The 26785-nt window shown below is 66.7% G+C and carries 23 protein-coding genes and 1 pseudogene; 16 read left to right on the top strand and 8 right to left on the bottom strand.

The window, feature by feature from the left end; translation table 11 throughout:
- The first annotated feature begins 49 nt into the window (after window positions 1-49).
- Window positions 50-871 carry a hypothetical protein gene (locus GORHZ_RS23410; protein WP_006337523.1) on the top strand — a complete coding sequence of 274 codons (822 nt, stop codon included), beginning with the start codon at window positions 50-52 and terminating at the stop codon, window positions 869-871.
- Between the two features lie 23 nt (window positions 872-894).
- On the opposite strand, the gene GORHZ_RS23415 is transcribed toward GORHZ_RS23410, so the two are convergent.
- The gene (locus GORHZ_RS23415) at window positions 895-1638 is read right to left on the bottom strand and encodes a GntR family transcriptional regulator (RefSeq protein WP_006337524.1); all 744 of its coding nucleotides are present in this window, start codon (window positions 1636-1638) and stop codon (window positions 895-897) included.
- Window positions 1639-1675: 37 nt separating this feature from the next.
- Complete coding sequence (locus GORHZ_RS23420) at window positions 1676-2827, bottom strand: acyl-CoA dehydrogenase family protein (protein WP_006337527.1); 1152 nt, start codon at window positions 2825-2827, stop codon at window positions 1676-1678.
- A gap of 166 nt (window positions 2828-2993) precedes the next feature.
- On the opposite strand from GORHZ_RS23420, the gene GORHZ_RS23425 reads away from it, so the two are divergent.
- From GORHZ_RS23425 to GORHZ_RS23435, 3 genes are read left to right on the top strand one after another with little or no spacing between them, the layout of a single operon-like run.
- Window positions 2994-3836 (top strand): HpcH/HpaI aldolase/citrate lyase family protein, encoded by an 843-nt coding sequence (locus GORHZ_RS23425; protein WP_006337529.1) that lies wholly within the window; start codon window positions 2994-2996, stop codon window positions 3834-3836.
- Window positions 3833-4834 (top strand): MaoC family dehydratase, encoded by a 1002-nt coding sequence (locus GORHZ_RS23430; protein ID WP_006337530.1) that lies wholly within the window; start codon window positions 3833-3835, stop codon window positions 4832-4834. The genes GORHZ_RS23425 and GORHZ_RS23430 overlap by 4 nt, the downstream gene beginning before the upstream one ends.
- Window positions 4835-4844: 10 nt before the next feature.
- Window positions 4845-5984 carry a CoA transferase gene (locus tag GORHZ_RS23435; protein WP_006337531.1) on the top strand — a complete coding sequence of 380 codons (1140 nt, stop codon included), beginning with the start codon at window positions 4845-4847 and terminating at the stop codon, window positions 5982-5984.
- A gap of 43 nt (window positions 5985-6027) precedes the next feature.
- Here the strand turns inward: GORHZ_RS23435 and GORHZ_RS23440 are convergent, their stop codons facing one another.
- Window positions 6028-7176: a CaiB/BaiF CoA transferase family protein gene (locus GORHZ_RS23440; protein ID WP_006337532.1), complete on the bottom strand. Its 1149-nt coding sequence runs from the start codon at window positions 7174-7176 to the stop codon at window positions 6028-6030.
- Between the two features lie 177 nt (window positions 7177-7353).
- On the opposite strand from GORHZ_RS23440, the gene GORHZ_RS23445 reads away from it, so the two are divergent.
- From GORHZ_RS23445 to GORHZ_RS23460, 4 genes are read left to right on the top strand one after another with little or no spacing between them, the layout of a single operon-like run.
- Complete coding sequence (locus tag GORHZ_RS23445; RefSeq protein ID WP_006337533.1) at window positions 7354-8433, top strand: MBL fold metallo-hydrolase; 1080 nt, start codon at window positions 7354-7356, stop codon at window positions 8431-8433.
- Window positions 8430-9191 (top strand): crotonase/enoyl-CoA hydratase family protein, encoded by a 762-nt coding sequence (locus GORHZ_RS23450; RefSeq protein ID WP_006337534.1) that lies wholly within the window; start codon window positions 8430-8432, stop codon window positions 9189-9191. Before GORHZ_RS23445 ends, GORHZ_RS23450 begins: the two co-directional genes overlap by 4 nt.
- 49 nt (window positions 9192-9240) lie before the next feature.
- Window positions 9241-10143: a LysR family transcriptional regulator gene (locus GORHZ_RS23455; RefSeq protein ID WP_006337535.1), complete on the top strand. Its 903-nt coding sequence runs from the start codon at window positions 9241-9243 to the stop codon at window positions 10141-10143.
- A 5-nt stretch (window positions 10144-10148) separates the two neighbouring features.
- The gene (locus GORHZ_RS23460) at window positions 10149-11048 is read left to right on the top strand and encodes a LysR family transcriptional regulator (RefSeq protein WP_006337536.1); all 900 of its coding nucleotides are present in this window, start codon (window positions 10149-10151) and stop codon (window positions 11046-11048) included.
- Between the two features lie 147 nt (window positions 11049-11195).
- Here GORHZ_RS23460 and GORHZ_RS23465 read toward each other — a convergent pair whose 3' ends face one another.
- Together GORHZ_RS23465 and fabG are read right to left on the bottom strand one after the other, a co-directional pair.
- A complete protein-coding gene (locus GORHZ_RS23465) occupies window positions 11196-12416 on the bottom strand; it encodes an acetyl-CoA C-acetyltransferase (RefSeq protein ID WP_006337537.1) in 1221 nt (406 codons plus the stop codon).
- A 46-nt stretch (window positions 12417-12462) separates the two neighbouring features.
- Window positions 12463-13221: a 3-oxoacyl-ACP reductase FabG gene (gene fabG, locus GORHZ_RS23470; protein WP_006337538.1), complete on the bottom strand. Its 759-nt coding sequence runs from the start codon at window positions 13219-13221 to the stop codon at window positions 12463-12465.
- Window positions 13222-13423: 202 nt separating this feature from the next.
- Here fabG and GORHZ_RS31055 point away from each other — a divergent pair, with 202 nt between their 5' ends.
- Window positions 13424-13831 (top strand): CopD family protein, encoded by a 408-nt coding sequence (locus GORHZ_RS31055; RefSeq protein WP_006337539.1) that lies wholly within the window; start codon window positions 13424-13426, stop codon window positions 13829-13831.
- An 82-nt stretch (window positions 13832-13913) separates the two neighbouring features.
- Entirely contained in the window at window positions 13914-15098 is a 1185-nt protein-coding gene (locus GORHZ_RS23480) for an acyl-CoA dehydrogenase family protein (protein WP_006337540.1), read from the top strand.
- A 306-nt stretch (window positions 15099-15404) separates the two neighbouring features.
- Here GORHZ_RS23480 and GORHZ_RS23485 read toward each other — a convergent pair whose 3' ends face one another.
- Both GORHZ_RS23485 and GORHZ_RS23490 read right to left on the bottom strand, forming a co-directional pair.
- A complete protein-coding gene (locus tag GORHZ_RS23485) occupies window positions 15405-16184 on the bottom strand; it encodes an SDR family NAD(P)-dependent oxidoreductase (protein WP_006337541.1) in 780 nt (259 codons plus the stop codon).
- 108 nt (window positions 16185-16292) lie between these two features.
- Window positions 16293-17426 (bottom strand): thiolase family protein, encoded by a 1134-nt coding sequence (locus tag GORHZ_RS23490; protein WP_006337543.1) that lies wholly within the window; start codon window positions 17424-17426, stop codon window positions 16293-16295.
- Between the two features lie 312 nt (window positions 17427-17738).
- On the opposite strand from GORHZ_RS23490, the gene GORHZ_RS23495 reads away from it, so the two are divergent.
- From GORHZ_RS23495 to GORHZ_RS23505, 3 genes and pseudogenes are all read left to right on the top strand, one after another.
- Window positions 17739-18935: an acyl-CoA dehydrogenase family protein gene (locus GORHZ_RS23495; protein WP_006337544.1), complete on the top strand. Its 1197-nt coding sequence runs from the start codon at window positions 17739-17741 to the stop codon at window positions 18933-18935.
- A gap of 29 nt (window positions 18936-18964) precedes the next feature.
- Window positions 18965-20122 (top strand): annotated as a pseudogene (locus tag GORHZ_RS23500) (acyl-CoA dehydrogenase family protein).
- Window positions 20123-20179: 57 nt separating this feature from the next.
- On the top strand, window positions 20180-22195 hold the full coding sequence (locus tag GORHZ_RS23505; RefSeq protein WP_006337547.1) for an NAD(+) synthase: 2016 nt from the start codon (window positions 20180-20182) through the stop codon (window positions 22193-22195).
- 34 nt (window positions 22196-22229) lie between these two features.
- Here the strand turns inward: GORHZ_RS23505 and GORHZ_RS23510 are convergent, their stop codons facing one another.
- On the bottom strand, window positions 22230-23630 hold the full coding sequence (locus GORHZ_RS23510) for a WS/DGAT/MGAT family O-acyltransferase (protein ID WP_006337548.1): 1401 nt from the start codon (window positions 23628-23630) through the stop codon (window positions 22230-22232).
- An 82-nt stretch (window positions 23631-23712) separates the two neighbouring features.
- Between GORHZ_RS23510 and GORHZ_RS23515 the strand changes: the two genes are divergently transcribed.
- The 3 genes from GORHZ_RS23515 to dusB all read left to right on the top strand — a co-directional run bounded on the left by GORHZ_RS23515 (window position 23713) and on the right by dusB (window position 26628).
- Window positions 23713-24222 (top strand): nuclear transport factor 2 family protein, encoded by a 510-nt coding sequence (locus tag GORHZ_RS23515; protein ID WP_006337549.1) that lies wholly within the window; start codon window positions 23713-23715, stop codon window positions 24220-24222.
- Between the two features lie 190 nt (window positions 24223-24412).
- On the top strand, window positions 24413-25405 hold the full coding sequence (locus GORHZ_RS23520; RefSeq protein ID WP_006337550.1) for an acyl-ACP desaturase: 993 nt from the start codon (window positions 24413-24415) through the stop codon (window positions 25403-25405).
- A gap of 59 nt (window positions 25406-25464) precedes the next feature.
- The gene (dusB, locus tag GORHZ_RS23525; protein ID WP_006337551.1) at window positions 25465-26628 is read left to right on the top strand and encodes a tRNA dihydrouridine synthase DusB; all 1164 of its coding nucleotides are present in this window, start codon (window positions 25465-25467) and stop codon (window positions 26626-26628) included.
- Window positions 26629-26785: the final 157 nt, after the last annotated feature.

Genomic DNA, 26785 nt, shown 5'->3' on the forward strand with positions numbered 1-26785 from the left:
TGTTTCCCGATTCTCCGGGCGGGACCGACGACGATGAGACAATGAGCCCATGCCGAACGTATTGACCGGCGTCGAGATCCGCGAGCTGTCCACCCCTGCCGATCTCGAGCAACTGACCCGCATCTTCGACGACGTCTGGCATCCTGATCCCGGCAATCGCCTGATCGGTCCCGAACTGCTCCGCGCTCTGTCGCACGCCGGGAACTACGTCGCCGGCGCGTACGTCGGCGGCCGCCTCGCCGGCGGCAGCGTCGGCTTCTTCGCAGCACCGGTGGGTGAGACCCTACACAGTCACATCACCGGGGTGACCCGAATCGGCCTCGGCCACAACGTCGGATACGCACTCAAACTCCATCAGCGAAACTGGGCCCGGGACCGCGGGTTGCGCGATATCACCTGGACCTTCGACCCGCTCGTCGCTCGCAACGCGTTCTTCACCATCGCCAAGCTGGGCGCGACGCCGATCGCCTACCACCGCGACTTCTACGGTGACGTCCGTGTCGAACTCGGCGGCGCCGACGACAGCGATCGCCTGCTGGTCTCCTGGCCGGTCGACCTTCCGCTTCCGGAAGGACCCGGCAGCGACACCGTCGACGATCTGCTATCCGCGGGTGCCGCGTTCGGTATCGAGGTCGCCGACGATGATCCCCAGGCGGTCATCGGCCTCGATCGGAACACGACCGTCGTGATACCGGTCCCCCGCGACATCGATGCGATTCGCCGCACCGGCCAGGTCGCGGCATCACGATGGCGACTCGCGCTGCGCGAGGCCCTCGCACCGCACTTCGTCGCGGGCGCACCGGCCGCGGTGCGGTTCCTGCGCTCCGCGCACTATGTCGTGGAACCCGCTCTGTCCAATCACGGTCCCTGACGTGAAGAACGGCGCCACCTGACTCAGGTTCCGCTGCGCCGCAGCGTGACCCGATATGTGTAGTGCTCGGGCAAGAAGTAGCTGATCGCGAGTTCCACGGCGTTCCCGTCCGCGTCGCTGTAGACCCGGTCCACCCGCAGCATGGGGTGCCCCACGTCGCAGCCCAGGTGTTCGGCCACCGACGGGTCCGCCGCGGCGACCGTGATCGACTGTGCGGCCTCGGCGATCGGGCTGGCCAGATGCGGCTCGAGCAGGCCGATCATGGTGTGGGTGCTGGTCGCTCCGGTCGCAACCTCGGGCAGGTCGATCACCTCCCGCGCGACTGGTTCGGGCCACCACACGGTGGTCAGCACGAACGGGATGCCGTCGTGGAAGCGCCGAAACGCCATGCGATACACCAGGTCAGTGTCCAGTCGGAGACGGCCGGCCGCGGAGATGTCGACCTGCCGCCGCGGCGCGGACACCACCTCCATCGTGGTGTCCGCGGACAGGTTCATCAGATCCTCGATGGACCCGAGTTGCCGCAGGTATCGTCCGGAACTCTCGGTCGCGAACGTACCGCGGCCCGGAACCCGGTAGACCGCGCCCTCCGCGACGAGATCCTGGAAGGCTCGTCGCACGGTCTGCCGGCTGAGCCCGAACTCGTCGGATAACTCGGATTCGGTCGGCAGCCGCGCACCCCCGCGATAGCGACCCTCCGCGATCCGCGCACGCAGCGTCGCCGCGAGTGCCCGGTATGCCGGTTCGGCACCATCGAGTTGAGTCATCGCGGAGATCTTATCGGCGCGTTCGTGTCGGCATTGCTCAGATGCCGCCGCGCGCCACGAGTTGACTCGCAATCACGTTGCGCTGGATCTCGTTGGTGCCCTCGCCGACGATCATCAGCGGCGCATCGCGGAAATAGCGTTCGACGTCGAACTCGGTCGAGTAGCCGTAACCACCGTGGATCCGGACCGCGTTCAGGGCGATCTCCATGGCCACCTCGGATGCGTAGAGCTTGGCCATGCCGGCCTCCATGTCGCACCGTTCACCCTTGTCGTACTGGTCGGCGGCGTGCCAGGTGAGCTGCCGGGCGGCGGTGAGCTTGGTGGCCATGTCGGCGAGGTAGTTGCCGATGGACTGGTGTTTCCAGATCGGCTGACCGAAGGATTCGCGTTGCTGCGCGTATGCGAGCGAATCCTCCAGCGCCGCGGTGGCGACGCCGAGCGCGCGACATGCGACCTGGATGCGGCCGGTCTCGAGCCCCTTCATCATCTGGCCGAATCCCTTGCCGGGCGTCGTCCCGAGGATCGCCGAGGTGGGCACGCGGTACCCGTCGAAGGACAGTTCGCAGGTCTCGACGCCCTTGTAGCCGAGCTTGGGCAGGTCCCGAGAGACGGTCAGGCCCGGGCCGTGCTCGCAGAGCACGATGGAGATACCCCGATGCCGCGGTTCGGCTTTGGGGTCGGTCTTGCACAGCAGCGCGATGAGCCCGGAGCGGCGGGCATTGGAGATCCACGTCTTGGACCCGCTGATGACGAGGTCGTCGCCGTCCTCCTTGGCGACGGTCGCCATGTTCTGCAGATCGGAGCCGCCGCCAGGCTCGGTCAGCGCCATGGTCGCGCGCATCTCGCCGGTGGCCAGTCGCGGCAGATACCTCTGCTTCTGTTCCTCGGTGCCGAACAGCGTCAGCAGCTTCGCCACCACAGTGTGCCCGCCCATCGCACCGGCCAGGCTCATCCAGCCCCGCGCGAGTTCCTGGGTGACCCGTGCGTAGCAGGGCATCGAAACGGGCATCCCGCCGTATTCTTCGGGCACCGCGAGTCCGTAGATGCCGATCTGCTTCATCTGCTCGATCCACTTCTCCGGGTACTCGTTGGCGTGCTCGACCTCCTGAACCGTCGGTTTGACGTCGCGATCGATGAACGCGCGGACGGTCTCGACGAGGAACGACTCTTCGGCGTTCAGGCTGCTCATGGACCCACCTCACACAGGGTTGAATACATTTGGTGCTGATTTGTACGGCCATATTCACCCCTCCAGGGCGCGATGTCAAGGACTTCCGTCGCCGAGGGACGTCTGGTAAGACTCTTTGTGGACCAATTTGGCCGTACATTTTCGCGTACAAAGATCGAGGGATCGCATGCAACCACTCCGCCGCCGGGCCGTGCTCGTCGCGCCCGCATCCGACGACCGCAAGGCACGTAAGGCGCTCGCCTCCGGTGCCGACGAGGTGGTCCTCGACCTCGAGGACGCCGTCACGCCCGAGAACAAGGACTCCGCGCGCGCTGCGGCCGGCGAGCTGGTCGCCGAGTTCGGGGCCGACCGTGCCGTGTCGATCCGCATCAACGCGTTCGGAACCGACTGGATCGAAGCCGACCTCGCGGCCTGCGCCGCGATGGGGGTGCTGACCTCGGTGGTATTGCCGAAGGCCGAATCCGCGGCACAACTCGTCGAGGCCGACCGGCTCCTCGGCGACGCACCGGCCCGACTGCAGATCCTCGTCGAGACACCGATCGGTATCCGCGACATCGCAACCATCTGTCCGGCCTCCGACCGGCTGGATGCGGTGATCATCGGTTATGCAGATCTCGCCGCCACATTGGGACGTTCGTCGTCGGCGCCACAGTCGGTGTGGCACGTCGTCCAGGACACCGTGTTGCTGGCGGCCCGCGCCGCGGGTGTGTCGATGGTGGACGGTCCTCACCTGACGATCGCCGACGACGACGGTTTCCGCAGCGCGAAGACCTGGGTGCGTGATCTCGGCTTCGACGGGACGTGGGTCATCCATCCCGCCCAGATCGATTCGGCGAAAACCATCTTCACTCCGCATGCCGCGGCGGTCGAGGATGCGCGCCGCGTGCTCGCGGCCCTCGACGATGCGGCCCGACGCGGCGACGGCGCCGCGAAGCTCGACGGTCGCATGCTCGACGAGGCGCTCGCGGTGTCGGCGCGGCGCGTGCTGTCGAAGGCGGATCCGGCATGAGTGGCACGCAGACACCTGTCGGCGGACCGTATTTCGACGAACTCACCGTCGGGCAGACGTTCGACGATGCACCGTCGGTGACGATCACGTCGGGAATGGCCGCCACGCATCAGGCCATCGTCGGCGACCGCACCCGCCTGGCCCTCGATGTCACGCTTGCGCAGCGCGTCACCGGACGATCCGAGCCCGTCGCTCATCCGGGTCTGGTCACCGACCTCGCGATCGGCCAGTCCACGCTGGCCACCCACCATGTGAAGGCGAATCTGTTCTACCGCGGGCTGAGATTCCTGCGCTATCCGCACATCGGCGACACGCTGTCTACCACAACCGAGGTCGTCGGCCTGAAGGAGAACTCCGCCAAGCCCGGCCGCGCCCCGACCGGGCTGGCCGCCCTGCACATGATCACCACCGATCAGGACGGCGCCACAGTCCTGGACTTCTATCGGTGCGCCATGCTGCCGCTTTCCACCGACGCCGACCCTGACCGGGTCCGTGCCGCCGACGACCTGTCGGCGATCGGTGCCGACGTCCCGGCAGATTCGGTGCTGCCCGCCTGGGATCTCGCGGCGTATCGCGATTGTGTGCCGGGCCAACACTTCTCCACCGATCTCGCCGGGTACGTGTACTCCTCGAGCGGTGACGTGGTATCCAGCGCACCGGAACTCGCACGCCTCACCCTGAACATCGCGGCGACCCACCACGACCAACGCGTCGGGCAGGCGGGTCGGCTCGTATACGGCGGACACACCATCGGACTCGCTCTGGCACAGGCCAATCGGGCGCTGCCGAACCTGGTCACAGTGCTCGGATGGGAGTCATGTGACCACACCGGTCCGGTACACGAGGGCGACACCCTGACCAGCGAACTCACCGTCGAAAAGGCCACCGCGACAGCGTCGTCCGGCGGCATCCTCGATCTCCGGTCGATCGTCGTCGCCCACGACGGCGACGTCGAACGTCCCGTTCTCGACTGGCGTTTCCGCGCCCTGATGGCATAGGAGAATCCGCGTGACCACCCCTGACAAACCGCTGGCCGGGCTGCGCATCATCGAGGTGTCGAGCTTCATCGCGTCGCCGCTCGCCGGTCTCACGCTGTCTCAGCTCGGCGCCGACGTGACCCGTGTCGACCCGATCGGCGGGGCGGCCGACGTCCACCGATGGCCGGTCACCGCCGACGGTGAGTCGATCTACTGGACGGGCCTGAACAAGGGCAAGCGCTCGGTCACCGCGGATCTGCGCAGCGAGGACGGCCAAGCCCTCGTCCAGCGGCTGATCACCGAACCCGGTGCCGGTTCCGGCATCCTGCTGACCAATCAGGCCGGCCGATCCTGGATGAGCCACGACACGCTGTCGGCCCTTCGGCCCGACGTCATCGTCTGCGAGATCCTCGGCGGCAGCGACGGCTCCCCGGCCGTCGACTACACCGTCAACGCCGGGCTGGGATTCCCGATGATCACCGGGCCGCTCGATCAGGGCGGTGTGACCAACCACGTCTTGCCGGCGTGGGATGTGGTGTGCGGAATCTATGCGGCACTGGCGATCTCGGCGGCGGTCCGACGTCGAGAGGCCACTGGTGCCGGCGCCCACATCACGTTGCCGCTCGAGGACACCGCGTTGTCGATCGCGAGCACACTCGGCTACCTGACCGAGCCGCAGATCAACGGCCACGGCCGCGAGGGCACCGGGAACAATGTCTATGGAACGTACGGAACGGATTTCGTCACCTCGGACGGGGGACGGTTCATGATCGTCGCGCTCACGCCCCGCCATTTCCGCGACCTCGTGGAGCTCACCGGAGTCTCCGACGCGGTTGACGCGGTGGAGAAGGCGCTGGGAGCGGACTTCACCCGAGAGGCGGATCGGTTCACGCATCGAAGCGTGCTCAATGCGCTCTTCGAACCGTGGTTCGCCCGCCACACCTCAGCGGAGGTCGACGCCGCGCTGGAGAGGTCGTCGGTGCTGTCGGAACGCTACCGCAGCTTTGACGAGGTCGTCGCGAGCGGGCGGCTCGCCACGAACCCGCTGTTCGCCGAACTCGTTCAGCCCCGCATCGGTACCTTCCTCGCCGCCGGCCTGCCCGCCGCCTTCGATGGAGAGCACTACTTCACCGGCCCCGCCCCCGACCTGGGTGCCCACACCCCGACGTAACCTCGCCCCCCGTCGCGCCCAGCACGGCGGCCGAGTGGCGATCTCAATCCTCCAGCTCGGCGAGGATGGCATCGGTGTGCTGACCAAGGGCGGGTACGGGTCCCATGCGGAGCTCGACATCGTCGAAGGTCATCGGCGGGAGCACCGCGCGGATGGGTCCGGCCTCGGTGTCGACCTCGCGCCATCGATCCCGTTCGCTCAGTTGCGGATGCGCGACCACACCGGCGAGGTCGCGGATCTCGGCCGCGGGAACACCTGCTGCAGCCAGTCTTTCGTCAAGCTCATCGGTGGAAAAACGTTTCGTCTCGACGGCGACGAGGGCATCGACCTCTGCACGACGATTCACGCGATCGATGTTGGTGGCATACCGAGAGTCCTCGGCGAGATCGGGCCGAGACAGCACCTCGGCGGTGAGGACCCGCCAGCCGCGGTCGTTCTGCACACCGATCAGGATTTCACCGTCACGCGTCGGGTACCGGTCGTAGGGAACGATCGCAGCGTGCCCGACACCGGATCGGGCGATCTGGCGATTCCCGTAGAGCCGCATGTACATCGGGTGCCCCATCCACTCGACGGTGGCGTCGAACATGGACACCGACACCGAGGCGCCGACGCCGGTCACGCCGCGCCGGACGAGCGCACCGAGAACCGAGGTGAGTGCATACATCCCGGCGGCGATGTCGGCGGTCGGGATGCCGGTCTTGGACGCTTCGTCCGGCGTGCCGGTCACCGAGATCAGTCCCGTCTCCGCCTGGATCAGCATGTCGTAGGCCTTGCGCTCGCGGTAGGGTCCGGCATCGCCATAGCCGGACATGTCGACGACGATCAGCTCGGGATGATCGGCCCGCAGTTCCTGAGCGCCGAAACCGAGTCGCTCGGCAGCGCCGGGGGCGAGATTCTGGAGGAAGACGTCGGCCCGCCCGATCAGCCGGGTCAGCGCATCTCGTCCGCCGTCGGTCTTGAGATCGAGCGCCAACGACTCCTTGCCGCGGTTGAGCCACACGAAATGCGACGCGAGGCCGTGCACGGCGTCGTCGTAGTTCCGGGCGAAGTCTCCTTCGCCCACCCGCTCAACCTTGATCACCCGGGCACCCATGTCGGCCAGATGGCGGGTGGCCAGCGGCGCGGCGACCGCCTGTTCCAGAGCGACGACGGTGATCCCGGCCAGCGGGAGTAGAGAATCAGCTGTCACCGGGCCACCATCGCCCAGCGAACCCGGCGCGTCAACGTCCCCGCCGCGACGGCCGCATAGGCAGTTCCTCATCGAACCTGAGTCGGACCGACTTTGAACCCGGCGGTGCGACATGGTCCTATGGAAGTTGCGGCCTGCAACTGTCGGCTGCTGTCGGGGGGACACTTGGGAGGTGAGATGACCACGATCGAGGTCACCGGACATCGGCAACGCGAGGCCTGGGCGCAGAAGGTGATGCCCCCGGTCGAGGAGGTCCGGCCCGGACTGTGGTCGATCCCGGTCCCGATGCCGCAGAACCCGCTGCGCTACGTACTGGTCTACGCACTCGCCCTTCCGGACGGCCTCGCCCTAATCGACACCGGCTGGAACACCGACGTATCGTGGCAGTCGCTGGTCGACGGCATCCACGCGACGGGACACGACGTCTCCGACGTCCGGCATGTGTCGATCACGCACCTGCACCCCGACCATTTCGGGCTCGTGCCGAGACTTCTCGAGCACGCCGACCCGATCCTTGCGATGCACCGCAACGACGCCCGCCACCTGCACCATGTCAGCGATGCGGAGATCGAACGCCAGATCGACAACGCCCAGCGCGACCTCGAGTTGCACGGCGCACCGACCGACGTCGTCGACACCGGGTTCCGCGAGATCGCTCGCCTTCCGGCGGGTCGCACGATGGACGTCGAACTCGAGAACGGCGACCCGTTGAACCTGGCCGGATGGAACGTGCGCGCGCTGTGGACGCCTGGGCACACGGCCGGTCACCTCTGTTTCGTCGACGATGACGCGGGGATCATCTTCACCGGCGATCACCTCCTCCCGCGCATCAGCCCCAACGTGTCGGCGAATCGCTTTCAGTCCCACAACCCGCTCGCGGAGTACCTCATCTCGTTGGCGAACACCGAGCATCTGCCCGACCTCGAGGCGCTGCCCTCCCACGAGTACCGCTTCCGGGGGCTCGCCGACCGGGTCACTCACCTTCTCGGTCATCACGAGGAACGACTCACCGAGATCACCGAGGCCGTGATCGCCGCGCCCGAGAGCACGGCATGGGAGATCACCCGCTCGGTGACCTGGTCCCGCCCCTTCGAGCAGCTGTCGGTCCCGCTCAGCCGGATGGCGCTGGGTGAGACCAACGCCCACCTCGTCGTCCTGCAGCAGCGCGGCATCCTGACGCCCACCGAGGGTATCCCCATCCGTTGGTCGGTGAGCGCGCCGGCCTCGACCCATCCCACCGAGGAGAATCGCCGATGAACGCAGTACTCACCGAGTTCGCCGACGGCGTCGCGGTCATCACCATCAACCGTCCCGAGGCGCGCAATGCGATCAACCGCGATGTCGCCGAGGGCATCGCGGCCGCGATCGATGAGCTCGACGCGCGCGAGGACATCACGGTCGGCATCCTCACCGGCGCCGATGGCACGTTCTGCTCCGGCATGGATCTCAAGGCCTTCACCCGTGGCGAGAAGCCGAACATCGAGGGCAAGGGCTTCGGCGGGCTGGCCGAGGCACCCCCGTCCAAGCCGCTGATCGCCGCGGTCGAGGGCTGGGCACTGGCCGGCGGATGCGAACTGGCCCTCAGCGCGGACTTGATCGTCGCGGCCCGTGACGCCAGGTTCGGTATTCCCGAGGTCAAACGAGGTCTGGCCGCGGCCGCCGGCGGTCTCCAGCGCCTGCCGAAGATCCTGCCCTACCAGCTCGCCATGGAAATGGCGCTGACCGGCGACCCGATCGGCGCCGAACGGGCACACCAGTTCGGTCTGGTCAACAAGCTGACCGAGCCCGGTGAGGCACTCGCCGGAGCTCGCGAACTCGCCGCCACCATCGCCGCCAACGGGCCGCTCGCGGTGCGAGCCACCAAGCAGGTCGTGTCGATGTCGATCCGCTACACCGACCCGCAATTGTTCACCGACCAGTGGAAGTATCTGGCGCCGGTGATGAGCTCGGCGGACGCTCAGGAGGGTGCGCGCGCATTCGCCGAGAAACGGGCCCCCAAGTGGACGGGTCGGTGACTCGGTAGTGCACCGTCGCCGGGTGTGACCACCTCCGTACGATGACGCTGTGGACCTGCACCTCGTCACCTACTTCGTAGCGGTGGTCGACCATGGCGGGATCACCAAGGCGGCACAGTCGCTCTACATCTCCCAGCCCTCGCTGTCACAGGCCATCCGGACCCTCGAGCGGCGTCTGGGCGTCACGCTGTTCGATCGGACCGGCCGACGCCTCGAACTGACCGAGGCCGGTCGTAAGTTCGAGGTCGCCGCACGACGGATCCTCGCCGACGTCGACCGCGCCAAGGCGAAGGTCGGCGCGGTCCGCGAACTCCGATCCGGACGGGTCGACGTCGTCACGTATGCGGCGTTCAGCATCGACCCGTTGGTGGAGATGGTCCGCGCGTTCCGCCAGCGATTTCCGCGTCTGGCCGTCCGGGTCGTGGCTACCGACGGACCGGGTGGCGTGTTGGCAACCCTGCGTCGCGGGGAGGCCGAGGTGGGACTGATGGACACCGCGGCCGAACATGCGACGTTCGCGGTGATTCCACTCGGCGCGCAAGAACTCGTACTTGCGGCGCCGGCCGAGATGTCCGGTGGTCTGCCCGATCCGATTCCGCGTGCCACGGTCCGGTCGCTCCCGCTCGTCGTCGACCGTGGTGACCCGTCGACGGTGGCCGCCCTCGGTGACCTCATCGAGGAGGACGGACGCAACATCGTCCTGGACTGTGCCCATCCGGCCGCGACGTGGGACCTGGTCGAACGGGGCGTCGGGGCCACGGTCGCGCCCCGCTCGGTCGTCGACCAACAGATGCCGCGCACCAGGACCGTCGAGATCGAGCCGCCCTTGAGCCGGTCCTTCGGCCTCGTATTGCGATCCGGCCGGCCCTCACCCGCCGCGATGGCCTTCATCGCGATCGCCAAGAGTCACGTCGGAAAGACAACTGACCTCAACGAGTTCGCCGATTGGTGACAGGGATGGAACTCCGACAGATCGAATACTTCCTCGCAGTGGCCGAACATCAAGGTATCGGTGGCGCCGCCAATGCGCTCGGAGTCGCGCAACCGACTGTGTCCCAAGCACTTCGGTCACTCGAACGGGAGTTCGGTGTCGCATTGTTCCACCGCATCGGGCGCGGCATGGTGCTCAGCGCGGCCGGACGTACCCTGGTCGGTCCAGCGCGTCAGATCGTGCGTGATGTCGGCGCGGTCGAGGGTGTGCTGGCGGCAGAGTCGAATGAACTGACCGGTCGCCTGGACATCCTCGCCTTCCCGGCCACCGCGAGCGGACCGATCGTCGATCTCATCGCACGTTTCCGACGCGAGAATCCCGGCGTCACCATCCGATTGGGGGACCTCCGCGACGAGACCCAGGCCGCGTCGGTGATCGAGGACGGCCGTTGCGAGTTCGTGGTGGCCCACCTGCCCATTGCCGGCGACGACCTCGAGGTGATCGTTCTCGGTGAACAGGACTATCTGCTGGTGTATCCGGCCGGCACCGATGTCCCCGAAGGCCCTGTCCCGCTGGGGAAGCTGCCGTCGGTGCCGATGGTGTTCGTACCGCGCGGACAGTCGGTGGCCGACGAGATCGAGGAGGCGATCGGTGTCGAGGGTATTCGTCCACCGCTTGCGGTCCTCTCCGAACACCGCGACGAGCGACTCCCGATGGTGCTCGCGGGCATCGGCGGCACGATCGTTGAGCGGTCTGTCGCCGAGGCGGCCGGTGACCGCGTGGTGGTACGGGCACTCGAGCCCAGGTTCGTGCGTCCGGTCGCCCTCGCCTTCGACCCCGCGTCCCTGACGCCGGTCGGGCAGGCATTCGTCAACCTCGTCCGCGCAAGCACCCCTACCCACGTGCCGCCGCCGACAGCACCCTGAATCCCGCCGACAGCAACCTCTTCGCCACCGACAGCAACCGATTCCTCGACGACAGCAACCTCTTTCTCGCCGGCGGCAACCGATTCCTCGCCGACAGCAACCCGAATCCCATCAACCGGGCACCGGATTCGGTTCGGCAGAGCAGCCTCAGACGCGCTCGAAGACCGCTGCAAGACCCTGACCACCGCCGATGCACATGGTCTCGAGCCCGTAGCGCACCTCGCGACGCTGCATCTCGCGGGCAAGCGATGCCAGCATCCTCCCGCCGGTCGCGCCGACCGGATGGCCGAGTGAGATTCCCGAACCATGCACGTTGGTGCGGTCGAAGTCACCGCCCGCGCCGAAACGTCCGAAACCCCACTCCCGGGTGACGGCGAGGGCCTGGGCGGCGAACGCCTCGTTGAGTTCGATCAGATCCATGTCGGCAAGCGTCAAACCCGCTTTACCCAAGGCCTTCTCGGTGGCCGGAACGGGTCCGATTCCCATCGTTCTGGGCGGTACCCCGGCCAGCCCCCAGGACACCAGCCGCACCAGTGGGCGCAGGCCATGACGTTCGGCCACTTCGGGAGTGGTCACGATGCACATCGACGCGGCATCGTTCTGACCGCTCGCGTTGCCGGCGGTGACGGTCGCCTCGGGATCGCTCTTGCCCATGATGGGCTTCAGCGCCGCAAGCGATTCCACGGACACATCCGCGCGGGGATGCTCGTCGGCGTCGATGATCCGTTCACCGCCCTTGCCGCGCACCGTCACCGGGATGATCTCCTCGGCGAGGATGCCGTCCTTCTGAGCCCGCACGGCCCGCAGATGGGATGCGACGGCGAGCTCGTCCTGCTCCGCACGGCTGATCTCGTATTCCCTGCGTAGGTTCTCCGCGGTCTCGATCATGCCGCCAGGAACCGGGTAGTTCTTGCCACCTGCGGTCGAGCGGGAACGAACCAGACTGTCGTGCATCGTGATCCCGGTCCGGGCACCTCCCCATCGCATATCGGTGGAATAGAAAGACGCGTTGCTCATCGACTCGGTGCCGCCGGCCACGACCAGGTCGTTGTCACCCGACGCCACCTGATAGCCCGCCTGGATGACGGCCTGCAGACCTGATCCACACCGTCGGTCGATGTGCATCCCCGGCACCGTGATCGGCAGACCCGCGTCGAGCGCGATCACCCGCCCGATCGCCGGGGCTTCGCTATTGCCATTGCAGTGTCCGATGATCACATCCTCGACGGCCTCGGGATCGATTCCCGTGCGATCCACCAACCCGCGCAGCGCAGTGACCCCCAACTCGACCGCGGTGACGCCTTTGAACATGCCGCCATAGCGGCCGATCGGCGTACGGACGGGTTCACAGATGACGATGTCTCTCATTGCGCGAAGACCTTTCGATGTCGGTGATGTGGGATCGGAGGCAGGCTCACATGAACCGCCCACCGGTTACCTCGAGCACGGTGCCGGTCATGTACGACGACATGTCCGATGCCAGGAACAGCGCGACCGAGGCGACCTCGGTGACCTCCCCGGCGCGCTGCATCGGGATCTCGGCCATCTTCTGGTCCCAGGCCTTCTGCGGCATCGCCTCGGTCATCGCCGATCGGATCAGACCCGGTTGGATCGCGTTGACCCGGACGCCGTGGTGGGCCATCTCCTTGGCCGCAGCCTTCGTCATCCCGACGATGCCGGCCTTGGCGGCCGAGTAGTTCGTCTGGCCGACCATGCCCACCTTGCCCGACAACGACGAGATATTCACGATCGCACCCCGTTTGGCCTCGCGCATGATGGTCGCCGCCTTGCGGGTGCCATTCCAGGTGCCCTTGAGGTGCACCGAGATCACCAGATCGAAATCCTCCTCGGTCATGGTCCGCATCGTCGCGTCACGGGTGATGCCCGCGTTGTTGACCATGATGTCGAGGGATCCGAAGCCGTCGATCGCCGCGGCAAGCAACGCATCCACGTCCGCCGACTCGGTCACGTTGCAGCGCACGGCGCGAGCCACGTCGGTTCCGCCGAGCTTCTCCACCGCTGCGACGCCCGCATCCATGTTCAGGTCGCCGATGACGACCCGCGCGCCGGCGTCGACGAAGGAGCGTGCAATTTCCAGGCCGATACCCTGGGCTCCTCCGGTGACCACCGCGGTCCGTCCGGCAAGCGATGCGGGATTCTGGTTCGGCTGCACTGGTTCCACCAATCTTTCCGGCGCTGGAGATCGCGCTCGAATCATCGGGCCGGGAGTGACCGCTGCGCCGAATCTACCGCCGCGACCACGCCTCAGACCCGTCGGCGACCATTCGCATCGTCTATCGCACCGTTGCGTGGATCGAATCACCCACCGGACAGACAGGAGGCAGCGCGCTCACAGCGCCCTCCAGGGCTCGCTGGTGCAGCTGTTCACCACGGTGTACGGCCGCTATCTCGGGATCAAGCTGTTGATGGTGTTGGGACTGCTCATCGCCGGCGCATACAACGTGCGCGTGCTCCTTCCCCGTATCCGGGCGGCCCGTGCGGACGGCGACGATTCGTCGGCGCTGCGTCTGGTGGCACGTAATTTCCCGGTCGTCGTCGCGATCGAGTCGGTGCTGGCGATCGGCGTGCTCGTCATCGTGCCCTTCCTGCGCGGATCGGCGCGCCAGGAGGCGGGCTGGGACGACGCGCGGTCATTTGACCTGACGGTGTTCGGCACCGGCGTCCTGCTCGTCGCGCTGGTCGCGGCCGCACTCTGGTTCGGCAGTCGCACTCCCGAGGCCGACGCATCGCCGGCGGATCGGCCGTTGTCGCAGAGGTTGTGACCCGCCCTGTATTCGATCCGGCTATCGACATCTGCCCCGGTTCGTATTGGACTACGGTCGACGACTGCCGCACAGTGAAGCCATGACCACCAGCAGAACCCCCGTCGCGTCCCAGGTCGACGCCGAAGACTTCGCCGACATCCTCGCCCAGACAAGGGAGTTCGTCCGGGAGAAGGTCGTCCCACGCGAGCAGGAAATCGGAGAGTCCGACGCCATTCCCGAGGACATCCGGCAGGCGGCGAAAGACATGGGACTCTTCGGTTACGCGATTCCGCAGGAGTGGGGCGGGCTCGGGCTGGATCTCACCCAGGATGTCGAACTGGCGATGGAGCTGGGCTACACGTCACTGGCACTCCGGTCGATGTTCGGGACCAACAACGGCATCGCCGGCCAGGTCCTCGTCGGGTTCGGCACCGACGAGCAGAAGGCCCGATGGCTGGAGAAGATCGCCTCCGGCGAGGTCGTCGCGTCCTTCGCACTCACCGAGCCGGGGGCCGGTTCCAACCCGGCCGGCCTGCGCACCAAGGCCGTCCGCGACGGTGACGACTGGGTGATCACCGGGGAGAAGCGGTTCATCACCAACGCACCACTGGCCGATCTGTTCGTGGTGTTCGCCCGCACCCGGGCCGCCGACGAGAACGGCACCGGCATCGCGGTGTTCCTGGTCCCCGCCGACACGCCTGGACTCACCGTCGGGGTCAAGGATCGCAAGATGGGCCAGGAAGGCGCGTGGACGTCGGACGTCCACTTCGACGAGGTGCGTGTCGATTCGTCGGCGCTGGTCGGTGGTAGCGAAGACGTCGGCTACCGGGCCGCCATGGCCTCACTTGCGCGGGGTCGCGTGCACATCGCCGCACTGTCGGTCGGGACCGCACAGCGGGCCCTCGACGAGTCGGTCGCCTACGCGGCAACGGCCACCCAGGGTGGTACCCCGATAGGCGAGTTTCAGTTGGTCCAGGCGATGCTCGCCGACCAGCAGACCGGTGTGATGGCCGGACGCGCCATGGTCCGGGACGCGGCTCGCGCCTGGGTCGACGAGACCGACCGGCGGATCGCGCCGTCGGCGGTGAAACTGTTCTGCACCGAGATGGTCGGCAAGGTGGCCGATCTGGCCGTGCAGATCCACGGCGGCAGCGGCTACATGCGCGACGTGGCGGTGGAACGCATCTACCGCGACGTCCGCCTGCTCCGGCTCTACGAGGGCACCAGCGAGATCCAGCGCCTCATCATCGGCGGCAACCTGGTCAAGCGGGCACAGCGCAGCTGAAGGACCGGGCGCCCGGCCACTGCTGATCTCAGTGTCGACGCGAAGTGGTCTCGATACACCTCCTCGCTACGCTCGTCGGCACTCGACCAACGGGGGAAGCCACCCCAGACCACCGACCGAACAGACCAGCAGGGCAAGCCACCCATACCGCTGATCGAGAAGGCACCGAGCCGCCAGGCGAGGCGCCGTATCGAGATCACCTGCTGCAGTGGCGAATAGACACGCCCTCGACTAGCTCAACGGCACTCGACCAGCGGGACATCCGTCAGGACAGCGCGCCATCCGATCATTCTGCGTGACATGTGTTCATCGCGGTGCCATGCGGATCGCGCCGTCGAGGCGGATGGTCTCGCCGTTGAGGTAGGCGTTCTCCAGGATCGACACCGCGAGCTGCCCGAACTCCGACGGTTTGCCCAGCCGCGACGGGTTCGGGATGCTCGCCGCCAACGACTGCCGCACGTCGTCGCGCAGCCGGCTGAGTAGCGGCGTGTCCATCGTCCCCGGGGCGATGGTGTTGACCCGGATGTGTTTGCTGGCCAGGTCTCGGGCGGCGACGATGGTCATCCCGACGATGCCCGCCTTGGATGCACTGTAGTTGATCTGACCGATCTGTCCCTCGAACGCGGCGACCGACGCGGTCATCACGATCGCACCGCGTTCGCCGCCGTCGACGTCGTCGCCGAGCCCGTCGAGCCGGGCCATCCGCTCGGCCCCGAGGGAGAGCGCGTGGAACGACCCGATCAGGTTGAGTCTGATGACGTACTCGAAGTCCTCGGCGGAACCGGCCTTGCCGTCCTTGTCCAGGATCCGCATGCGGCGTCCCGCCCCGGCGCAGTGCACCAGACCGCGCAGACCGTCGCGTTCGTCGGCGACATCGAGTGCGGCGGCGAACTGTTCGCGGTCGGTGATGTCGGCCGGGACGAAGGTCGCCGGCGGCCCCAGCTCCGCGGCGACCGCGGCTCCGTCGGAGGTGGGCAGATCGATCAGGCTGACGTAGCCGCCGGCATCGATGACGCGGCGCGCGGTCGCGAGTCCGAGGCCCGACGCACCGCCGGTGATCGCGACAGACAGTCCCTTGAGTTCCACTGTTTTCCTTAGGGTTACGTGGTCCGATACGCCGTCTCGCCTGGCGGCTCGACGACTACTCGACCAGCGGGTCGGACCTCGGTGTGCCACCGGATCGGCGACAACTCCTCAGATGAGTTCGAGGATGGTGGCGTTGGCCATGCCGCCAGCCTCGCACATCGACTGCAGCCCGTAGCGAATCCCCTTGTCGCGCATGTGGTGCGCGAGCCTGGTCATCAGGATCGCCCCCGACCCGCCGAGCGGATGACCGACGGCGATCGCGCCGCCGAGCGGATTGACGCGGTCCATCGTGGCGCCTGTCTCGATCTGCCACGCGAGCGGTACCGGCGCGAACGCCTCGTTGATCTCGAAGGCGCCGATATCGTCGATGGACAGGCCGGAACGCTTGAGCGCCTTGGCCGTTGCCGGGATCGGTCCGGTCAGCATGATCACCGGGTCGTCGGCGGCAACGACTGCGGTGTGGATTCGGGCGATCGGCGTCAGCCCGTGCTCGGCCGCGGCCTCGCTGGTCATGATCAGCAACGCACCGGCGCCGTCGGAGATCTGAGAGGCGTTGCCTGCGTGGATGACCCCGTCCTCTCTGAACGCCGGCTTGAGCGCGGCCATCGATTCCACGGTGCCGCCACGACGGATGCCTTCGTCGCCTTCGAGGACCCCGGGGATAGGGGCCAGTTGCCCGTCGAAGGCACCCGAGTCGGCGGCCCGGGCGGAGAGCTCATGTGAGCGCAGCGAGAACTCGTCGAGAACGGAGCGGCTCAGCGACCATTTCTCCGCCATCATCTCCGCACCGACGCCCTGGCTGAACCGTTCGATGCCGTAGCGGTCGAGGACGGTGGCCGGCTGGCTCTCGCCGTTCGGTGCGGCGCTGCCCATCGGCACCCGGCTCATCGACTCCACGCCACCGGCGACCACGATGTCCTGCTGACCGGAGATCACCGCGGCGGCCGCCATGCTGACCGCCTGCTGACTCGAACCGCACGCGCGGGTGACCGTGGTACCGGGCACCGACTCCGGCCATCCGGCGGCGAGCACGGCGGTGCGGCCGACGTTGCCGGCCTGTTCGCCGGCCTGACTGACGCAGCCCCACACCATGTCGTCGATCTGCTCGGGAGCGATGCCGGTCCGTTCCACCAGCGCCTCGAGCACATGGGCAGACAGATCGGCTGGATGGATTCCGGACAGGGCACCGCGGCGGCGACCGATCGGAGAACGGACGGCATCGACGATCACTGCATCACGCATGGTGTTTCCTTCGGGTTGCGAGCGTCTCAGGGCTGGCGGTGTGCGGTCATCGCCCTGTTTTGATTCCTCCACGGCGCATAGATGAAGCACAAGTTGTTTCCGGCTCACGGTCGGATAGCCGCGGCCTATGAGACGAGGGCGATGGTTCGCCGATGTCATCGGGCTCGACGTCGGCGGTCATTGGCTCCCGCTATCGCAGTGTTAGCCGATCGGGCCGTTCCGTCGCGCGAGCGCGCAGGGCATGCTGAGGGGGTTAACCGCAGTGGGTCGGCAGCCGGTCGGCGCACACGAGTCCCGATGGGAGAGGCCCCGATGACCCGCCTCGCACAGACGCTCGGTCTGACCGAGATCCAGACCGAGATCGTGGCGAATGTCCGACAGTTCGTCGACAAGCAGATCATCCCGAACGCGCAGGAACTCGAGCGTTCCGACACCTATCCGACCGAGATCGTCGACGGTATGCGGGAGATGGGCCTGTTCGGGCTGATGATCCCGGAGGAGTACGGGGGTCTCGGTGAGTCGCTGCTCACCTACGCGCTGTGCGTGGAGGAACTCGCACGCGGCTGGATGAGCGTATCCGGAGTCATCAACACGCATTTCATCGTCGCCTACATGATCCGTCAGCACGGCACCGACGAGCAGAAGCAGCGATTCCTACCGCGGATGGCCACCGGCGAGGTGCGGGGTGCATTCTCGATGTCCGAACCCGAGCTGGGCTCGGATGTCGCGGCGATCAAGACCTCCGCGAAGCGTGACGGCGAGAACGGCTACGTCATCAACGGTCAGAAGATGTGGCTCACCAACGGTGCCACGTCGACGCTCATCGCGGCATTGGTGCGCACCGAGGAGGGGCAGGAGAAGCCGCACAAGAACCTGACCACCTTCCTGATCGAGAAGCCGGCGGGCTTCGGTGAGGTGCTCCCGGGGCTGACCATCCCCGGAAAGATCGACAAGATGGGCTACAAAGGCATCGACACCACCGAGTTGATCTTCGACGGCTACCGCGCGGCGGGCGACGACATCCTCGGTGGCGCCCCGGGCCGCGGCTTCACGCACATGATGGACGGCATCGAGGTGGGTCGGGTCAATGTGTCGGCGCGGGCGTGCGGGATCGCACAGCGCGCCTTCGAACTCGCCGCCCGCTACGCCCAGCAGCGCCGGACATTCGGCAAACCCATCGCCGAGCATCAGGCGATCGCGTTCAGCCTCGCCGAGATGGCCACCAAGGTCGAGGCCGCGCACCTGATGATGGTCAATGCCGCACGACTCAAGGATTCCGGGGAACGCAACGACGTCGCCGCCGGCATGGCCAAGTATCTGTGCAGTGAGTACTGCGCGGAGGTCACCCAGGCCTCCTTCCGTATCCACGGCGGATACGGTTACTCCAAGGAATTCGAGATCGAACGGTTGATGCGTGAGGCCCCGTTCCTGCTCATCGGCGAGGGCACCAGCGAGATCCAGAAACAGATCATCAGCAAGGGGTTGCTCCGCGAGTATCGCGAGAACTGACCCGACCAGTCACAGCGAGGGGAATTCATATGCAGCGCACCGTGTTCACCGAGGATCACGAAACCTTCCGCAAGACCATCCGCGACTTCATCGCCAAGGAGGTCGTCCCCCAGTATGACGACTGGTGTAAACAGGGCCATCCGCCGCGCGAGTTCTACCACCGGCTCGGTGAACTCGGGGTCCTGGGCATCGAGGCCCCCGAGGAGTACGGGGGCGGCGGCACAAAGGATTTCACCTATTCGATGGTCATCGCCGAGGAGACGTCGGCGGCCGGGGTCAGCTTCGGCAGCTATTCGGTGCACACCAACCTGATCCTGCCCTACCTGACCGAATACGCGTCGCAGGAGCAGAAGCAGCGCTGACTACCCGGATTCTGTTCCGGCGACATCATGTTCGCCATCGCCATGACCGAACCCGGCACCGGATCGGACCTCGCGAACATCGCCACCACCGCCAAGCTCTCCGCCGACGGCACCCACTACGTCCTCGATGGCGCGAAGACCTTCATCACCGGTGGTGCGCTCGCCGACCGGGTCCTGGTGGTATGCCGCACGTCGGCCTTCGATGCGACGAACCGGCGGGCGGGTCTGTCGATCCTCGTCGTCGACACCACGTCGGAAGGTTTCGCCGTCGGCCGCAAGTTGGACAAGATCGGCCTCAAGGCCTCCGATACCGCCGAGCTGTCCTTCAGCTCGGTCAGGGTGCCCGTCGAAGACCGCCTCGGCGAGGAGGGTGCCGGCTTCTCCTACCTCACACACAATCTCGCGCAGGAACGCCTCACCATCGCGATCGGGGCGTCGGCGACCGCCGCCGCGGCGGTACAGCACGCGTTGGCGTACACGAAGGAACGCGATGTCTTCGGCAAACCGGTGGCGTCGTTCCAGAACACCAAGTTCGTGCTCGCAGAATGCTCCGCCGATGTCGAGGCCATCCGGCAGTTCGTCGACCGCGCCCTGGAACTGCACAATGCCGGCGAGCTCACCGTCCCCGACGCTGCGCGGGTGAAACTGTTCGCCACCGAGACCGCCGGCCGGGTCATCGACAAATGCCTGCAGCTGCACGGTGGTTACGGCTACGTCCTCGAATACCCCATCGCACGTCTGTACGCCGACACCCGCGTATCGCGGATCTACGGCGGCACGAGCGAGGTGATGAAGACGATCATCGCGAAGGACCTCGGGCTCTGACCGGTAGGGCGCCAAGACCCGCAAAGGGAATTGGGAGACATGCCCTAGTCTCAGGAGGTGTCTGTCTACGAGCACGGTTTTGCGCGGGTGACCGGAGCAGTGCCGGTCGTGTCGATCGTCGACCCCGTCGGCAACGCCGAACGGACGATCGCGCTGCTGCGCGATGCCACCGACGATGGTGCCGCACTGGTCGTCTTCCCCGAGCTGGGTCTGTGCGGCTACTCGATCGACGACCTGGTGCAGCAGGATGCCGTGCTCGATGCCTGCTTGGCCGGGTTGGCGATCGTCGTCGAGGCCACCAAGGGTCTGCGGCCGCTCGTGGCGGTCGGGCTGCCGCTGGTGGTCGGCGACGGGCTGTTCAACTGTGCCGCGGTGATCCGCGACGGGCAGATCCTCGGGGTTGTGCCCAAGTCGTATCTGCCGAACTATCGCGAGTTCTACGAGCAGCGGTACTTCTCCGCCGCCCGCGACGCGACGGTCACCACGGCCACCGTGCTCGGTGTCGAGGTGCCGTTCGGCCCCGATCTCATCTTCGAGGCCACCGATCTGCCGGGCTTCGCGGTGCACGTGGAGATCTGCGAGGACGGATGGGTGCCGATCCCGCCGAGCACCTGGGCCTCGCTCGCGGGCGCGACGGTGCTGGTCAACCTCTCCGGCAGTCCGGTCACCGTCGGCAAGGAGGCCTACCGGCGGTCGCTGTCGACGAGCCACTCCGCGCGATGCGTGGCCGCGCACGTCTATGTGGCGGCCGGATTCGGCGAGTCGACCACCGATCTCGCGTGGGACGGCGACGCGTTGATCTCCGAGAACGGCACCCTGCTGGCCCGCTCCGACCAGTTCGCGATGACCGACCAAACCATCACCGCCGACATCGACCTCGACCGGCTCCGCCAGGAACGGATGCGGATGATCAGTCTCCGCGATCAGGCCGGCGACTTCGCCGGTGACCTGAAACCCCTGCGCCGCATTCGGTTCCAGATCGGACAAACCGACGACGTCGACGACGAGCTGCGTCGTGAGGTCCCCCGCTTCCCGTTCGTGCCGGCCGGTTCCGCCGACCGTGACGCCCGATGCCGTGAAGTCGGCAACATCCAGGTTCAAGGCCTCGCCGCGCGGCTGCGCTCCACCGGTATCCGCAAGATCGTCATCGGCGTGTCCGGTGGTCTGGACTCCACGCTGGCGCTGCTCGTCGCCGTCGACACCTTCGACCGTCTCGGCCTGCCGCGGGAGAACATCCTCGCCTACACCATGCCCGGTTTCGCCACGGGTTCGGCCACGCTGCGCCGCGCGCACGTGTTGATGGATTCGCTCGGGGTATCCGGCACCGAGCTGGACATCCGGCCGTCGTGTGAGCAGATGCTGGCAGACCTCGGCCATGCCTATACCGCGGGTGAGAAGCTCTACGACATCACCTTCGAGAACGTCCAGGCCGGCGAACGCACGTCCCATCTGTTCCGCCTCGCCAACCAGCACGGCGCAATAGTGCTGGGCACCGGTGACCTGTCCGAGCTGGCGCTGGGCTGGTGCACCTACGGTGTCGGCGATCAGATGTCGCACTACAACGTGAACTCGTCGGTGCCCAAGACCCTGATCCAGCATCTGATCCGGTGGATGATCGCGACCAGTGCCTACTCGCAGGTGACGACCGACGTGCTCGCGGAGATCCTCGATGACGTGATCACCCCGGAGCTGGTCCCACCCGGTGAGGACGGAGTGGTGCAGAGCACCGAGGACACCGTGGGACCGTATGAGCTGCACGACTTCTTCCTGTATTACGTCACCCGCTACGGCTACCGACCGGCCAAGGTCGCCTATCTCGCCTCCCAGGCGTGGGGCGACCGTGAGCACGGCGTGTGGTCGGACATGATCGCCGCGGAACGCCGCAACGAGTACGACGCCACCGTCATCGAACACTGGCTCGGGGTGTTCCTGAAGCGGTTCATGACCAACCAGTTCAAGCGCACGGCGATGCCCAACGGCCCGAAGATCGGTTCGGGTGGTTCCCTCTCGCCGCGCGGCGACTGGCGCTCCCCCAGCGACGCCAGCCCCGCGATCTGGCTCGACGCCCTCTAGCCCGACCCGGCGCCACTCGCCCGCCCCCGTCGAGCTATCCGCAGCGCTCGAGAAGCTGCTTGAGCTGCTCGTCGAAGGCGTGCGCGATCCCCCAGACATCGGGAGCCTGATCCGTGCAGGCGAGGATGCCGACGTTGAGGTGCCCGTCGGCGGAGAACACGGTGATGTTGAGGCCCAGTCCGTGGAAGATCGGGCCCAACGGATACACCGCGGTGACCCGCGCACCCAGGAAGTACAACGGGAAGTCGGGGCCGGCGACGTTGGAGACGGTGACATTGAAGACCGGTGGATGCCTCATCGACAGCCGTCTGTCGCCGTAGACCTTCATCATCGTCGTCAGCGTGGTGCCCGGCGCGAACTGCGCCCACGCGCGCAGCATGTTCGCGTCGATCTCACTGTGATGCTCCTTGGACTTGCGGGACAGTTCGGCCGCCTTCTCCAGCCGCTCCACCGGGTCCTCGACATTCGACGGCAGCAGGGTGAACATCCCGGTCACCTTGTTGGTGCCGCCGGTGACGAGCGAACTCTCGTCGGCACCGTGCACGGACACCGGCACCATCGCGACCAGCGGTTGTGCGGGCAGTTCACCGTGCTCGTCGAGGTAGGAACGCAGTGCGCCGCCGGTCATGGCCAGCACGACGTCGTTGACCTTCACGCCGAAGCGATTCTTCACCCGTTTGATGTCGTCGAGCGAGAGCTGGGTGAGCGCGATCGAGCGGTGCGGGGTGATCGGCGCGTTGAACCGGGTCCGCGGTGCCTGGAACGGCGCGGGCATGGCGGTGTCGGACCGGGAGCGTCGGAACCAGCCGATCGGGATGCCGACGGTGTTGGGGAGCAGCTTGGCCATCGCGATCGGACGCTGGACGAGGTAGTTGAGCGCCCCGGTGACCGCCATCGTGGTGCGCGACGTCGCGCCGGCGGTCTGCCGGATCTGGCCGGGATCGAGTTCGGGCGACTCCGGTGTGATCGTGCACAACTGGGCCAGCATCTCGGCGCTGGTCACACCGTCGACGCCGGCGTGGTGCATGCGCAGCATCGCCGCGACCTTGCCGTCGGCCAGCCCCTCGATGACCCACAGCTCCCACAGCGGCTTGCCGCGGTCGAGGGTCTGCCCGGCGAGGTGACCGCACAGCTCCGCCAGCTCGACCTCGCCGCCGGGAGCGGGGACCCCGACACGGTGTACGTGGCGCTCGATGTCGAAGTCGGTGTCCTCGATCCACACCGGGTGGTCGATGTTGAGCATCGAATTGTCCAGCTTGCGACGGAAGGCCGGCATCCCCGCGATCCGGCGTTCGAGTTCATCGCGGAGCTTGGTGAAGCCGTAACCGCCCGGCATCGTGCCCGGATCGATCTCCATGAGCCCGATGACGTGCATCAACTGCGATCGCGTCTCCAGATACAGAAACGACGCATCCAAACCGCTGAGCCGCTGCATGTGATCACCACCTCATTCCCCCGGGACGGATTGCCCCGCCGACCACCAAGACTAGAACAGGTTCCCGTAGTCTCGACACTCGATGTGCACCTTCACACACGCCGAGCTCGATGCCGCATTCGCCGACTTCCAGACCACCGTCGCCGAGATCTCGATCAGCCGCGACTGGGACCGGTTCGCGAACATGTTCACCCCCGACGCCGACTACATCGAACACGCGCTGGGAACGATGTCGGGCCGGGAGGAGATCCGCGGCTGGATCCGTAAGACGATGACGACGTTCCCCGGTAGCCATATGACCGGGTTCCCGGCTGTGTGGCACGTCGTCGACGCCCCGACGGCGCGCGTGATCTGCGAGGTCGACAACCCGATGCGCGATCCCGGTGACGGATCTCACATCACGGCGACCAACATCACGATCCTCACCTATGGCGGCGACGGCCTGTGGAGCCGCGAGGAAGACGTCTACAACCCGTTGGAATTCGGACAGGCCGCGGCGAGGTGGTGTGAGAAAGCGGCAGCACTCGGTACTCTTGACCCCGACGCGGCCCGATGGATGGCAACCACTGGAGCCGCGTTCGCACGGCGTTGACGCCTCCTTTCGTGCAGTGACCGGCAGCACAAAGGGCGGCGTAACGGGGAATCGTCGTGGTTACGATTGCGTAGGTACGAACTTGGGTCCATACGCCCAGGTGTCGTACCCTGGTCCACTGATCACCCCATGCCGTCACGCGCCGGAGTCCGGACAGGCATGACTGCCGACCACTGTTCGGAGGAACTTTATGGCACGCGAGCTGACCCAACTCGAGCTTCTCAAGGAGCTGGCGCCCGTCGCCGAAGAGAACGTCAATCGCCACCTCAAGATCGCCAAGGACTGGAATCCGCACGACTACATCCCGTGGGATGAGGGCCGCAACTACGCCGCACTCGGCGGCATCGACTACGACCCCGAGCAGTCACATCTCGACGAGGTCGCCAAGGCCGCCATGGTCACCAACCTCCTGACCGAGGACAACCTGCCGTCGTATCACCGCGTCATCGCGGACAACTTCTCGATGGATTCGGCCTGGGGCCACTGGGTCGGCCGGTGGACCGCCGAGGAGAACCGCCACGGCATCGTGATGCGCGACTACCTGGTCGTCACCCGTGGTGTCGATCCCGTGGCGCTCGAAGAGGCGCGGATGATCCACATGACCAACGGCTACGACCCGATGCTGGCGGCCGCCGGACGTGCCGATGAGCTCGAGGAATACGCCGACGAACTGGGTCTGCTGCATTCGGTCGCCTACGTGACCTTCCAGGAGCTCGCCACCCGCGTGAGCCACCGCAACACCGGCAAGGCATGCAACGATCCGATCGCCGACAAGATGCTGCAGCGCATCGCCGCCGACGAGAACCTGCACATGATCTTCTACCGCAACATCTGCGGCGCGGGAATGGACATCTCCCCCGACCAGACACTGCGCGCGGTGACCGATATCGTCGTCAACTTCCAGATGCCCGGCGCCGGTATGCCGAACTTCCGCCGCAACGGCGTCCTGATGGCCAAGCACGGCATCTACGACCTGCGTCAGCATCTCGAAGAGGTCATCATGCCGGTCCTGCGCAAGTGGAATGTCTTCGAGCGCGACGACTTCACCGCCGACGGCGAGAAGACCCGCGAGGAGCTCGCCGCCTTCCTCGAGCAGCTCGAGAAGGACACCATCCGCTTCGAGGAGATGCGCGACCGTTCGCTCGCCCGCGAAGCCAAGAAGCGGGAGCAGCGGGCATCCTGAGCACCGTTCTACATCCCAGCGGACCGGCGCCCTCAGCTTCATCTGAGGGCGCCGGTTCGTTGTCGCCTGCGAGCCTCACGCCGGGAGCGCTGCGCATCGGCTCGATCGAACTGGGCAGCCCGGTGGTACTCGCACCGATGGCCGGTGTCACGAACGTCGCGTTCCGCACCCTGTGCCGCGAACTCGAACTCGAACGCACCGGAACCGTGTCTGGCCTGTACGTCTGCGAGATGGTGACCGCGCGTGCGCTGGTCGAACGCCATCCGGTGACGATGCACATGACCACCTTCGGCCCCGACGAGAACCCTCGGTCGATGCAGCTCTACACCGTCGACCCGGAGAACACCTACGCCGCGGCCAAGATGATCGTCGACGAGAACCTCGCCGACCACATCGACATGAACTTCGGCTGCCCCGTCCCCAAAGTGACCCGCAAGGGCGGTGGATCGGCGATCCCGTTCAAGCGCAAGCTCTTTCGACGGATCGTCGCCGCCGCGGTGCGGGCCACCGAGGGCACCGACATCCCGGTGACGGTGAAATTCCGCATCGGCATCGACGACGAGCATCACACCCACCTCGACGCCGGCCGCATCGCCGCGGAGGAGGGCGCACAAGCGGTCGCGCTGCACGCACGGACTGCGTCTCAGCGTTATTCGGGCACCGCGGACTGGGACGAGATCGCCCGCCTCAAAGAACACGTCACCGATGTGCCGGTGCTGGGCAACGGCGACATCTTCGAGCCGGCCGATGCCGTCGCGATGATGCGCCGCACCGGGTGTGACGGAGTCGTCATCGGACGCGGCTGCCTCGGCCGTCCGTGGCTGTTCGCCGAACTGTCGGCCGAGCTGAACGGTCTCGCGGCGCCGGCGACCCCGAACCTGGGCGAGGTCGCGCAGATCATCGTCCGGCACGGTGAGCTGCTGGCCGCGCACCACGGCGAGGACAAGGGCATGCGCGAGATCCGTAAGCACGTGGCGTGGTATCTGCGCGGCTTCCCCGCCGGATCGGATCTGCGCAACCGCCTGGCGCTCGTCAGCACCGTCGATGAGCTGCGCGAACTCGTCTCGGCTCTGCCCGCCGACACCGAGTTCCCAGCCGACGGCCACGGACCGCGGGGACGTCAGGGATCACCCGCCAAGGTGGCGCTGCCCGACGGATGGCTCGACGACCCCGAAGAGGACATCATCCCCGAGGGCGCCGAGATCATGCATTCAGGTGGCTGAGTAACGAAGTCCACTCGGCTGCCGAGCGGCTGGGTAACGATTCACCGCGGCCACGGCGGCTGAGAAGCCTTCTCAGGTGCAATCAGTAAGATGGCGCGGAGGTTCGCCCGCGTGCGGACCTCACGCCATGGTGCGCCGGGCTCGCCCGCGCGGCGCG

It is taken from the genome of Gordonia rhizosphera NBRC 16068, from assembly GCF_000298195.1.
In the GTDB taxonomy this organism is placed as follows: Bacteria; Actinomycetota; Actinomycetes; order Mycobacteriales; family Mycobacteriaceae; genus Gordonia; species Gordonia rhizosphera.

Bases quoted from the DNA above. Each gene is read 5' to 3' on its own strand.
- GORHZ_RS23480 (WP_006337540.1), top strand. From the start codon at position 13,914: ATGACCACCAGCAGAACCCCCGTCGCGTCCCAGGTCGACGCCGAAGAC.
- GORHZ_RS23515 (WP_006337549.1), top strand. From the start codon at position 23,713: ATGTGCACCTTCACACACGCCGAGCTCGATGCCGCATTCGCCGACTTC.
- GORHZ_RS23460 (WP_006337536.1), top strand. From the start codon at position 10,149: ATGGAACTCCGACAGATCGAATACTTCCTCGCAGTGGCCGAACATCAA.
- GORHZ_RS23465 (WP_006337537.1), bottom strand. From the start codon at position 12,416: ATGAGAGACATCGTCATCTGTGAACCCGTCCGTACGCCGATCGGCCGC.
- GORHZ_RS23445 (WP_006337533.1), top strand. From the start codon at position 7,354: ATGACCACGATCGAGGTCACCGGACATCGGCAACGCGAGGCCTGGGCG.
- GORHZ_RS23510 (WP_006337548.1), bottom strand. From the start codon at position 23,630: ATGCAGCGGCTCAGCGGTTTGGATGCGTCGTTTCTGTATCTGGAGACG.
- GORHZ_RS23450 (WP_006337534.1), top strand. From the start codon at position 8,430: ATGAACGCAGTACTCACCGAGTTCGCCGACGGCGTCGCGGTCATCACC.
- GORHZ_RS23415 (WP_006337524.1), bottom strand. From the start codon at position 1,638: ATGACTCAACTCGATGGTGCCGAACCGGCATACCGGGCACTCGCGGCG.
- GORHZ_RS23495 (WP_006337544.1), top strand. From the start codon at position 17,739: ATGACCCGCCTCGCACAGACGCTCGGTCTGACCGAGATCCAGACCGAG.
- GORHZ_RS23490 (WP_006337543.1), bottom strand. From the start codon at position 17,426: ATGCGTGATGCAGTGATCGTCGATGCCGTCCGTTCTCCGATCGGTCGC.
- GORHZ_RS23420 (WP_006337527.1), bottom strand. From the start codon at position 2,827: ATGAGCAGCCTGAACGCCGAAGAGTCGTTCCTCGTCGAGACCGTCCGC.
- GORHZ_RS23520 (WP_006337550.1), top strand. From the start codon at position 24,413: ATGGCACGCGAGCTGACCCAACTCGAGCTTCTCAAGGAGCTGGCGCCC.
- GORHZ_RS23425 (WP_006337529.1), top strand. From the start codon at position 2,994: ATGCAACCACTCCGCCGCCGGGCCGTGCTCGTCGCGCCCGCATCCGAC.
- GORHZ_RS23410 (WP_006337523.1), top strand. From the start codon at position 50: ATGCCGAACGTATTGACCGGCGTCGAGATCCGCGAGCTGTCCACCCCT.
- GORHZ_RS23430 (WP_006337530.1), top strand. From the start codon at position 3,833: ATGAGTGGCACGCAGACACCTGTCGGCGGACCGTATTTCGACGAACTC.